Below are 12,732 nucleotides of genomic sequence, written 5' to 3'. Positions count from 1 at the left end.
ATCCTTTATGATTCATGGGTGTAATTTCTTCTATGGTTTATATCCTTTAGTGACCAGTAATCTCTTTTAAATTAGCTTTTGTGCATTTTCTATTTTTCCCTACTGGTTTTCCCTTAAATTGATGACCGGAAATTCATTGTAACATATAGTTATAGTATATTGGCACTTTTCAAATAAAGTATTCAATCGACTTAATGCGTTTAACACTATTCACCATAATTCTATTCATTTCATTGACCGGTATGTCCCAAACAGGACGGGAAACGCGTATCGACAGTCTTGAAAGTGCCCTAAGGACTGCAGCGCATGACACCACCAGGGTAAACATCCTAAGTGAACTGGCCAGAAGTTATGGGGGTATAGATTCCCTAAAATGCTTTGAAAATGGCTTTAAGGCCATTGCCTTAAGCAAAAAGATCAATTACCTGAAAGGTGCAGCCGATTCCCATATTAATCTGGCTGGTGGTTATCTTGATTATTTTGATGTTGAAAATGCAAAAAAACATTTTAAAATAGGAAATGATTTTGCTGATAAACTTATAGCTAAGGATTCGTCGACGCAAAACATGAAAATATGGTTACGCGGTCAGTACAATTTAGGCGTGGCCTATGGATATGAAGGAAATGTAGAAAAAGAAATCGCATATGTGTCAAAGACCATTCCGATAGCACAGAAAATGGGAGACAAAATGTTCGTGGCCAATGGGAATACGAATTTAGCGATCAAATACAATAACATGTCCCGTTTTGACAAGGCCTATGAAATGTTCAAAATTAGCCAGGAACAATTTAAAGAAATAGGAAACCCTGAAGACATCATTTACCACAGTTTATCCTTTGCTACTTCATTGGCTCAAATGGATTCGCTGGATCGAATGAAGTCAGTACTCGATATCGCCAAAACAAATTTGGATAAGATTCCGAATTCTTTTTATGTTGGCCTTTATTATGGGGAGCTCGGATTTTACTACGGAAGATCCGGCGAATTTGACAAGGCATTAAAAGCCCTTGACCGATCCTCTGAATATTATAAAGACCATAAATCAAATTATTATTTCAAGTTACTCTATCAGAGATATGCGGATATCTATGATAAAATGGGCAATTTTAAAGAGGCCAAAGCGTACACTTTAAAATATATAAACTTTTCTGATAACGAACATTCCGTTAATGACAAAATAGGTTCATATTATAAATTGGCAAAATACGAAGCCGGACTCAACGATTATCAGCAGGCGTATAACTACTTAAAAGGTTACGTGACCGCTTTGGACAGTGTTAGAGCCAGTGAATTGGAAAATGATATGCAAGAGCTCGAGATACAGTATAAAACCGCCACCAAAGAGAAAGAAATCCTAGCATTGAAGAATGAGAAAAGTGAAACGGCCCTTGCCCTTGAAAAGAAAAAATCACAAAACTATATGCTTTGGGCAATAGCAAGTGTTCTTGCCCTTGTTCTATTTATTGGTTACTACGGTTATAACAGCCAGCTCAGAAAGGCACGAAAAAAGGAGCAACAACAAGAATCGGAAGTTTCTCTTTTAAAACAAGAACAACAAAAACAGCTCTTCTTGGCCATGATAGAAGGTCAAGAGAATGAGCGGAAAAGGCTTGCCATAGACTTGCATGATGGCCTTGGCGGAAGATTATCCGGCATCAGCCTGAATCTCTCAAAATTAAACAAGGATGAGCCAAAGGAATACCCTGGGGCAAAACTCAAGAAAGTCATGAAAGACCTTGACGATTCTTTGACCGAACTTCGTACCATTGCCCGAAATATGATGCCAGAAACCTTGTTCAAGTTTGGTCTAAAAGCCGCTTTAAAGGATTACTGTAGTAGTAGAACGGGTAGCGACACGAAGGTTACCCTACAATTTTATGGTACGGAAAAAGGGATTGACTTAAATCAACAAGTTACCATGTACCGCATAATGCAAGAACTGATAAACAATGCCATAAAACATGCCAAAGCCTCGGAAATATTGGTTCAATTCATTAGGGACATCAATAAAGTCGACATTACCGTTGAGGACAATGGAATAGGCTTTGAGAATGAAGACCGTACAAGTATAGTTAAAGGCATGGGTCTTTCAAACCTTAAAACAAGGGTAGCTTATTTAAATGGTAAGTTGGAATTTCATTCCGAAATGAATGAAGGTACCACTGCAAATGTTCAAATTAACCTAGATGCAACATAAACCTATACATATCATAATAATTGATGACCACCCTATGGTGATCGAAGGGCTTAAAACCTTACTAAGTGACGATAAACGTGTTCTCATAAAAAACCAATTTATGAACGGAACCGACACCCTTACCTATTTAGAGAAAAATTCTGCCGATATTGTATTACTCGATGTGAACTTGCCCGATATAAATGGGGTTGAAATGGTACCCAAAATCCTAAATATCAAATCCAATATCGGTATCATAGGCTTAAGTACGTATAGTGAACCCAGCATAATCAATCAAATGATCAAAAAGGGTGTCAAAGGGTACCTTTTAAAAAATGTGACCGGAGAGGAGCTGGTCGACGCCATAACACAAGTGCACCAAGGTGATTTCTATTTTAGTAGTGAAATTCAAAAAATACTTGCAGATTCGGTTACACAGGAAAGTGGCGATTTGCCAAAACTAACGCGAAGGGAAAAGCACATTCTCACCTTAATCGCCGAAGGTAAAACCACCAATAAAATTGCTGAGGAATTATTTATAAGCCCCCTGACCGTAGAAACTCACAGGCGTAACCTGATGCAAAAACTGGAAGTTTCAAATGCTGCTTCATTGATCAAAGTCGCTATAGAAAAACATTTGATCTGAACCTACCTAACAACTACTTTCCACCTCTATTAAGCAATACCGATTTACCGGTAGTTATCACTACTGGTTTTCAGGTATTTTTCTTTCTTTATTTCCTTTGCATTAATTAATATCAGAACTTGTACAAGGATAATCCTTACATCTTGGTTTTCACCGGAAAATGATTATTTACGAGTATACCAATTCGATTGAAAGTAGAAATTAACACCTACGATCAATACCTTTTGTATCATATTAAAACATTAGTGTCCCCATGATGGATGAAACAAAAAGACCTTTGCCCATTATTATAATCTGTACTCTTGGTTTTATTGAAATCTTACTCGTTATTTTCTCTATATATACAATGCCCGACTACCTCATTGACAGCTGGTATCCTCCCTATCTGATTCTTTGCGCATTGATTATCATGGCATGCATGATTGCATTTTGGCATATGCAAAATTGGGCTATATATGCTTATGCAGCGTTCATATCAATAAATCAGATGCTCATGTACCACATGGGAGTCTTTTCGATTTATTGCATGATAATACCTACAATTATCCTAGTACTCGGTTGCCTATCTATAAAACGTATCGAAAAGCAACTAAGTTAAAAAATGGATTATAGGTTAAAAACTGAAAAATTTCGATTGGTGCCTGTTTTTAACCTTATAGGCTTAAAAAAATTAGAGGCAGGAAAAACCCGCCCCTAATTTTATAAGAATCAATCTAAAAATAGATTTGGAAGTTTAATTATTCCATTCTATTCCTCTCATTTCCGCACTATAATTACCGGTCTCATCTGCAAACTTAACTCCATTAACCTTATCCAATGGGAAATAAATGTGCAAGCCCGTTTCATTGCCAGAAATCTCAGCATCCAATTCACCTTGTGATCTAGCTACGTCCCATAGTCGGAAATCCTTAATAAATCCATCCATTTTACCCCAGCCATTACCGAGCCAAATCTCACCCCATCCAGAAACATTTGGTGCTCCTATATCAGAATCTTGCCCCATTTGTTCTCCATCTACATACAGTGTTGTTGTACGAGCTGCATCATCATGTACAATTGCCACATGTTGCCATTGATCAACTGAAATAGCAAGTGGGTCCGTATCTGGCCCTTGCCAACCTGCTCCGGCATCGGTAAAGTTCCATAATCCTCCAGAATTCAACACATTTTCTTCGGTAAGCTCCTCATATCCGTAGACCCAAACTCCAAATGTTCCGTTATTAAAGAATTCGCCAGTACCATAACCGAACAATGACTCAACCTTTACATCGAATTCTACTGTATAATCCCCTTGAGGTGTATAATTTGGTGTAATCTGTAGACCAATTGCATCAGCATTATCCCGGTCAATATAAATACCGTCAGTATCCCCTACCAACATACTATTGATCAAAGTTATGGCTGATGATAGTGATGTAGCCATATCGTCCAAAGCTGTTTGCCTACCTTCACTTTCCAAAGCTTCATTTGCTTCAGCTATCAATTCATCAAGATAATCCAATGTTCCTACTGGATAATCACCATCCTCAGTACCCTCTTCGACACTTGACCTGAACTCCGTAATCTCCTCAATTGCGGCATTTAAATTCGTATAATCCAATATAATCACCGGCGGTTCAGAAACCCAATCAATTGAGCCCTCCAAGGTGGCCGTATAATTGCCTGTAGCATCACTGAAACTAGACCCTAAATCAGACCCAAACGGGAAGTAACATTCCAAATTAGCTTCGGTCCCATCAACTGAAGATCCAATATTACCTTGAATAGTACTTTGATCCAATACAGTATCCCATATTTTAAATTCCCTTACCAAAGCATTAACGACACGATCTGTCCAAGTTGGACTGTTACCTATTACGAAAGAAACATCTGCAGCCAAAAGGTGCGTATGACTTTGTTCAGCAACTAATTCACCATTAATATATAGTTTTTGCTCAGAGCCGGAATTGGTATAAGCAAGATCAATCCATTCACCACCAACCATCTTACCGGCAGCTTGATCGCCAGAATCTAACCAAGTACTTCCATCACCTGTTACGATCTGAATATTTCCCGTACCGAAATACCTGACTCCAAAGCCACTATCGGGTCCAGACTGTTCTGCAGAAAACAAGTTGTTCGAGTACCCTTTTTGGTTAAGATCAACTGCATACACTTGCGTTTCAATCGTGAAAGCCCCGTCTAATACCGTTTTGATATTATCGGAAATTCTAATATAGGTATCATTTTCTTGTTGAATCCATGGCATTGCGGGTGAGACAGTACTAGCTAAGAAGGTCTCAATGGCCGCATTCAATTTGTAAGCAGCATCATCGATGTTTTCTTGAGATTTAGAATTGTTTATTCTCCAATTTACCCAAGTAACAACACTTTCCAATTCAGCCTTGGAACCAGGTTGATAATCACCTGCATTTATACCTTCTTCACTTTCCGATATCAATGCTTCTGCTTGGGAAATAACACTTTCCAATTCAGTAAGACTGAAACTTCCTGTAGAATCGTCATCATCATCACAAGAAATTACCAGGAAAAGAGCCATGGTCACCGATAATAGACCTATCGCAATTTTATTTATTCTATTTTTAATTTTCATAATACTTTTTTAAAGGTTAAAAGTTGCTACTCATTAAACCACCAGATTTTGTTTTGGTATCGGCAGTATCCCACCATAGTCGTATGTCCATCCTATCACTATCGACGGTATTTTGGGTACTTGGCATACTGATACTATTTAAACTATGCTGATTATCAGGATACCTAATTCGTTTCACCCATGTATCAGCTGCGACACTAGAACTACCACTTACACCATCCAATGGCAGAGAAATGTCTGGATAGTCGGTTCTTCTGAAATCTGCCCATGCTTCAGATCCATTTGGAAAATTGGCAATATATTTTTGGGTAATCAATTGTTTTAATTGTTCTTCGTTAGGCCCTGTCAAACTTGGTAAACCACTAATATAATCGCTGGCTGATGTTGCATCTACCCCAACATAATCCATAGACGCCTGTACACCTTCAATATATAGTCCATTAGCATCTCCAGCTGTCCATCCCCTAAGGGCCGCCTCTGCTTTCAAAAACACGGTTTCTGAATAAAACATATAAGGCATATACATTAGGATATCGGCCCCATCACCTACAAAGCCTACATAACCTCCATCCAAATTAATAGTTGCATATGCCTTAGCATTTGCGGGTAAAGTATTATATCCATTTTCGATACCTGTGATAACACTCTCATCTGCAAGTACATCGTCATCATCTTTATAGGTAAACCATTTCCATGCCCGAGGATCCTCACCTACACTTGATTGGCCGTATAAATAATCTGTAAAGGTTCTAGATGCCCTTGTATTATCCCAGTTCCAAGCCATTTGATGATGATAATCATACCAACCCGAACTCCACAATGGAATATGGGCTCCATCCGCATTACTTGTCATTACTCCATCAGCTATAGCTGCGGCAGCCTCGGTACGTGCTTTATCAGGATCAACATTGGACATTCTCATGGCCAATCTTAATCGCAATGAATTACCAAATCGCTTCCATTTTTCCAAATCTCCAGAATAAATAAGGTCATAATTAGCTGGAAAGGCATATTGGGAGGAATCATCAGAATCAATAGCATCAACAGCCACTTTCAATCTACTTATAAGGTCATAATAAATTTCTTGCTGTGAATTGTATGGAACAGTCTCTCCGGTACCTGCCCCAAAATAAGGGATATCACCATAAGTATCAGTCATTCTTTGCCATTCGGCACACATCCAAATTTCCATTTGGGCCAGTACATTGGTATATGCGGGATCCTCTCCGTAAAAACCGATTTGTGCATTATAATCCGCTAAAGGACCCGTATAAAACTCATTCCATTGATTTCCTATCCACCCATCAACATACTCATATCGTGGTGATTCAAAACCTGACACGATATTTGACCAGTACTGGGAATAAAAATCAGGGTATAGATTAATGTTCCTTTGATAATTACTAAGTGGATTTTGGAACATCCCATTAATCACATAAGAAGGATCAACCTTCGTAATTACATTACTAGGCGTATTCATCTCTTCAAAATCCTCAGTACAACCAACCACAAAAGTCAATAGCACCATTCCTAAAAATATTATTCTTTTTTTCATGTTTTTAACTATTAAAATTTAAGGTTTACAGAACAACCAACCGATCTTGTTACCGGTACAGGAGAAAAATCAAATGCCTTAGCACCGTATGATGTGCTAAATGCACTGGCATCCGGAACAGTTCCCGGTGTATCCCTATAAATATAAAACAAATCACGCCCTATCAATGATATTCTAGCTTCTCTAATGAAATTAGACTCTCCTCCGAAAAGTGACAATGGTAAATTGTAACCTATAGAAACCTCTCTCAGTTTCATATATGAGGCATCGTAGATAAATTCCTCTGTTATTCCTGAAACCCTACCCCAATATTCTTGGGCCGAAACAATTTGTGTAGGAGATGAACCATCTGCCATTACACCATCAACGAAAAATGCCATTCTATCGTTTTCTGCAGTTCTTAAGGCATTTCCTGAGCCCACAGCACTGGCTTCTGTCAAAGAATAGATTTCACCACCTTCTTGCATTCCTAACAACGCACTTATGAAAAAGTTCTTGTAATTGACATTAAGTCCTATAGAACCAGTAAAGTCAGGTTGAATATTACCAAGAACCTGTCTTTCGGCCGCCCTTACAGGCAAACCATCTTCATCGACGATAATCTGACCGTCATCACTTCTTTCATAAGCATAACCGAAAATGTCTCCCATTTTCTCTCCTTCTGTTCCCCTTACCTGGACACCTCCGTTGTCTTCAATAAAAGTATAAAACTCATCATCATCTTCAGCAGTCACCAATTCTTTCACTTCACCCTTGTTCTTCGCATAATTCAAGGTGATATCAAACCTGAAATCTTCCTTTCTAATAGGGGTAATCGTGGTCATAAGCTCTATACCCCTGTTTACAACCAAACCAAGGTTATCGTATTTACCTTGATAACCTGTACTTTGATCAAGATCAACAATTACGATTTGGTTCTCTGTATCTTCTGAATAATATGTAAAATCGATTCCTAAAATCCCTTTGAACAACCTAAGCTCTGCCCCAACTTCTGAAGAAGTTGAAATTTCAGGTTTCAAATCACTATTGACCAATAAATTGGGCTCACTGGATGTAGTCAAATTAAATCTTCCCGAACCTAAGGTATATACTTGGGAAGTATTGTATGGATCGGTATCCTTACCTACTTGAGCCCATGAACCCCTCAACTTGAAATATTGAACCCAATCGGGCATTTCAACCATTTCGGAAACCAAACCACTAAGGTTCACCGAGGGATAAAAATATGAGTTATTATCATCTGGTAAGGTTGAGGACCAGTCATTTCTTGCAGTCGCATTTAAAAACAAATAGCCTTTATACGATAAATCCACAAAACCATATACAGATTGTATTTCGCGTTCTGTAAAATTTTCAGTTGCGCTTATTGTTGAAGAATCTTCAGCTCCTGACAAAAAGTAGGTTTCTTCTGAAATCAATTTTCCAGAGCTCGCAGACAACTCATCAGAATCACTGTACATTTTATTTGCTCCTGCACTGACCCCTAAATTAAAATCTTCACTAAGATCTTTATTGTAGGTCAACAATAATTCCATGTTTTCTTCGGAGAAGAATTTTTCCCCTGTATTATAATTAGGCTTCTGGTCACTAACATTATCCCCGTAGAGATAACCACTTTCTGTCTCATACCTATAGTTATCGAGACCATACCGTAATCGTAGTTTCAAAGCATCCGTTAAGGATATGTTCGCGGTAAAATTACCAAAGAAACGATTACGCTCATCATTATTAACTACTTGTTCCTGTAAAAAATAAGGGTTTCGATAGTTTGCATTTGCAGTTGTATATAAGGTCTCAACATGTTCGCCACCAATAATCTCGTATCCTGGACTCAAATCTTGAAGCCTTATGTTCATAGGCATTGAATTAAAATAAGAAACCACACTATAATAACCTATTTCCGGACGTTGCTGCCCCTTAGTATTAATATAAGAAATCTTAGAGTCAATATTAAGCCATGGGTTAATCTCGTAAGAAGCCTTTAAATCAAAATTTGTTTTCTTTATTTCATTGTTGGCATAAATTCCTTCTGTCCAATCTTTAGAAATAGTGGCTCGATAAGAACCTTTTTCCCCTCCATTAGAAAGAGAAACGGAATGCCTACTGGTCACCCCTGTCCTTGTAAAGTTTTTCAACCTATCTTTCTCAGCTACATAAGGCAACATTTCCCCTGTCCAGGCCTCTCTTGCCTCACCATCGAATTGCGGACCCCAGCTAGAAGTACCTAATCTATCATAAACACCCTCGGACCCCTGACCGAATTCTTCTTGCAAATCCAAAAAATATGCTGCATTTGAAGCAACAACACTACCAGTATACGAAATCCCTAAACCTTGAGATTTGCTCCCTTGTTTTGTGGTAATGACAACAACACCATTAGCACCTCGAGAGCCATATAAAGCTGCTGCACTACCTCCTTTTAGCACTGACATAGATTGAATATCCTCTGGGTTGATATCTAAAAGGCCTCCACCATTGGAAGTACCTCCCCAAATACCACCATCACTGGTATCACCTGAAGAAAAAGGCACACCATCAACGACCCACAATACATCATTGTTGTCCGCAAGGGAACTGTTACCTCTTAATTCAATTCTTGAATTACCTCCGATACCTCCAGTAGTTGTGATGTTCACCCCTGCTACTTTTCCTTGCAAAGCAGTTGTAACATTACCATCCCCTGCACTTGAAATATCATCACCTGAAACTTCCTGAACCGAATAACCTAAAGCCTTCTTTTCCCTTTTAATACCCAAAGCGGTAACCACCACTTCACCTAGCTGCTCCACATCTTCTGTTAATGTAACATTTATTGAAGATTTACCCCCAATACTAATTTCCTGGCTCACAAAACCCAAGGAAGAAAATACCAATGTACCTGAGAGATCGGAAACATCAAGAGAATAGTTTCCGTCAAAATCCGTCGATGTACCATTTGTTGTGCCTTTTTCAATCACATTGACACTGGGAACAGGCGTACCATAATTATCGATAACCGTACCTGATACGGTTTGGGCTATTGCTCCTTGGATAAAGAGCAACGCAACAAACAGCAATACATAATTAAATTTTTGATTCATACTAGAATAGTTTTGTTAGTTAAATGATTTCTGATTTCCTCAATTAAATATTAACAACACCTTAAAATATTATTAAAATAATGTTAATACACTAAATTTGAAATTCCACCCCTGATTTTGAAATGTTTTCGACCAATAACTAAGTAGAAAAGCTAAAGAACAGTTCTTTAAAAAGGTATTGATTTAAAATACTATGATAGGCGCCTCTTATTCTTTTCTCCTAGGTCGTAATAACCTAATTTATCACAAATTAGAGCACCATAATTTAACAGTAAAACGATGACAAATTTTGCAAGACACCCTTTTTTTCAAGTAAACCCCGTAAAAAAGAAACATAGAATTACCCCATAGTTCCAGTACGAGGAATAAAGCCATAAAGCTTGACTACTCAACATCCCGAGTACCACTGAATTATCGAGTGAAAACCATCACCCCTTCAACAATATCTAATCTATGAAAATTTCTGAAGTGCCCACCAAATCCTGATGACTAATAAAGTACCCTTTCAAGGGCTTGCTATCGATACTGATTCTTTGAATAGCCTCTCCTTTGAAAGATTTACCGGATTTGATTACCAAAGCCTTATCCTTATAATATTCCCCATCCAAATGAATGGTGATTTTATCGAACTTAGGTTTGGTCAAAGCATACATGGGTTCTGCGGGATTCACAGGATATATGCCCATCATGGAAAAAACCGCCCAGGCCGACATGGTGCCCGTATCGTCATTACCGGGAATACCATCAGGACTGTTTTTAAAATGCTTGCTCAATAAACCGGAAACCATTTTCTGGGTCCTATATTCTTGGCCTTTCACGTAATTGAAGAGATACGGATAGGCAATATCCGGTTCATTGGCCATATCAAACTGCCCCTTATCAAAAACATCCTGTAAGCGCTGGGCAAAAGGTTTTGCTCCTCCCATCAATTTCATCAACCCTTTAATATCATGGGGAACCATAAAGGTATATTGCCATGCATTGCCTTCTATGAAACCGAGGTTTTTTTCAAAATTGGCCCCAGACTCAGGGTTATAAGGTGTTAGCCAACTACCATCATCATTTCGGGGCCTAAGGAGGTTGAATTCCTTATCGAACAGTTTCCGATATGAAATTGCCCGTTTCGAAAAGCGTTTATAATCGTCCTTCTTACCCAATTCCCTTGCCAATTGGGCAATGGCATAATCGGCAATATTATACTCTTGGGTGGTGGATACCGAACCACTATTGGTGGTTTTTGTAGTGAGGTATCCTTTTTCGATATAATCCTGAAGGCCGGGACGTAGTGGATTGTCCTCTAACTGCCCAGCGCTTTTAAGCATGGCCTTATAGGCCTTTTCCACATCAAAATCACGGATGCCCTTCAAATATGTATCGGCAATAATGATTCCGGCCGGATCCCCGACCATGGTCGTGGTCTCAGTGGCATTCAATTCCCATTTGGGAAGCCAACCGCTTTCATCATAGATCTGCAGCATACTCTTCACCATATCCGATTGCTGCTTGGGATATACCAAACCCATTAATTGGTGCAGATTTCGATAGGTATCCCAAAGGGAAAATACAGTGAATCGGGTGCCTTTTGTATTTAAGGTTTCCCGTGTTTTCATTTTAGGGTAGTCCCCATTGAAATCGTTTAAGGTATTGGGGTGAATCAAGGTGTGGTACAGAGCGGTGTAAAAAATGGTCTTATCCTCTTCGCTACCACCTTCAACCTCTATTTTGGACAGGTATTGGTTCCATTTTTTACGGGCATCAAGTAAAATTTCATTAAAAGTCCTTCCCGAGGTTTCCTTCTCCAAATTCTCCCTTGCATTGTCCAAGCTTACATATGAAATACCGATTTTCATTTCAACCTCGGTCGGACTTTCAAAATTATATCGCATATAAGCACCGATGCTATCACCGACTACTTCTTTGGTAAAACCTTTCATCAATCGGGTTTTACCATTATATCCCATCCATTCAGATTCTACCCCTTTGTATGTTGTTGGTTTTTTCCAAACCCCAAATTCATCGGCAGGTCTGGAAAAACGTGCCACGAAATATACAGGGTAAGCTTCTTCCGGTTTATAGTAACAAAAGGAACCTACGGAACGTACTCCCTCGATTTCAGTGGCTGATACTACTCTAATACTTGCGCCTTCCTCATTGGTAAGCCCCAAACCTAAATTCAGTAGAATATTCGACTCCCCAGCAGGATACGAATACTTACTGACCCCAACCCTTGTAGTAGCCGTGGCTTCGGCCTTAATATCATATTTATCCAAAATATTGGAATAATAACCTACCTGACTTATCTCATTGGAATAGGTACTGCCATACTCCAAGTGGTCGGTCACAATGGCTCCTGTAGTCGGCATCGCCAAAATCACCCCTAGTTCAGGGCAACCCACTCCACTCAGGTTCACATGGCTAAAACCTGTTAAAAAGGTGTTTTCATGTACATAAGGGGTAGAAAGCCATCGACTGTCTTTCTCTAACGGTAGATTTTGAGGCCCTGCCACATTAAACGGAGAAACATTCGCCATACCACGAACGGCAATCGGGCCTGGATTGGTGGTTCCGAAATTGGAGGTGCCTATAAAAGGATTCACATAGTCAACAGGGGACTTTTGGGCCAACGAAATACTAATGATCAACAAAAATACCACTGTTAGTTTATTCTTCATGCTCCCTGA

6 protein-coding genes are annotated in these 12,732 nt (G+C 39.0%); 2 read left to right on the top strand and 4 right to left on the bottom strand.

Annotation, left to right across the window (positions count from 1 at the left end; translation table 11 throughout):
- Positions 1 to 194: 194 nt before the first annotated feature.
- Positions 195 to 2,198, top strand: coding sequence for an ATP-binding protein (locus GJ691_RS13105; RefSeq protein ID WP_154367597.1), 2,004 nt, complete (start codon positions 195 to 197; stop codon positions 2,196 to 2,198).
- The gene (locus tag GJ691_RS13100; protein ID WP_154367594.1) at positions 2,188 to 2,823 is read left to right on the top strand and encodes a response regulator; all 636 of its coding nucleotides are present in this window, start codon (positions 2,188 to 2,190) and stop codon (positions 2,821 to 2,823) included. Before GJ691_RS13105 ends, GJ691_RS13100 begins: the two co-directional genes overlap by 11 nt.
- Before the next feature lie 733 nt (positions 2,824 to 3,556).
- Here the strand turns inward: GJ691_RS13100 and GJ691_RS13095 are convergent.
- The 4 genes from GJ691_RS13095 to GJ691_RS13080 form a co-directional block, all read right to left on the bottom strand.
- Positions 3,557 to 5,416 (bottom strand): LamG-like jellyroll fold domain-containing protein, encoded by a 1,860-nt coding sequence (locus tag GJ691_RS13095; RefSeq protein ID WP_154367592.1) that lies wholly within the window; start codon positions 5,414 to 5,416, stop codon positions 3,557 to 3,559.
- Positions 5,417 to 5,432: 16 nt separating this feature from the next.
- Entirely contained in the window at positions 5,433 to 6,971 is a 1,539-nt protein-coding gene (locus tag GJ691_RS13090; RefSeq protein ID WP_154367589.1) for a SusD/RagB family nutrient-binding outer membrane lipoprotein, read from the bottom strand.
- Positions 6,972 to 6,982: 11 nt separating this feature from the next.
- Positions 6,983 to 10,051, bottom strand: coding sequence for a SusC/RagA family TonB-linked outer membrane protein (locus GJ691_RS13085; RefSeq protein WP_154367586.1), 3,069 nt, complete (start codon positions 10,049 to 10,051; stop codon positions 6,983 to 6,985).
- Positions 10,052 to 10,497: 446 nt separating this feature from the next.
- Positions 10,498 to 12,723 (bottom strand): GH92 family glycosyl hydrolase, encoded by a 2,226-nt coding sequence (locus GJ691_RS13080; protein WP_154367584.1) that lies wholly within the window; start codon positions 12,721 to 12,723, stop codon positions 10,498 to 10,500.
- Between the last annotated feature and the right edge of the window lie 9 nt (positions 12,724 to 12,732).

Source organism: Maribacter luteus, assembly GCF_009674825.1.
Taxonomy (GTDB): Bacteria; Bacteroidota; Bacteroidia; order Flavobacteriales; family Flavobacteriaceae; genus Maribacter_A; species Maribacter_A luteus.
This window is presented reverse-complemented; position numbering and strand designations above follow the sequence as displayed.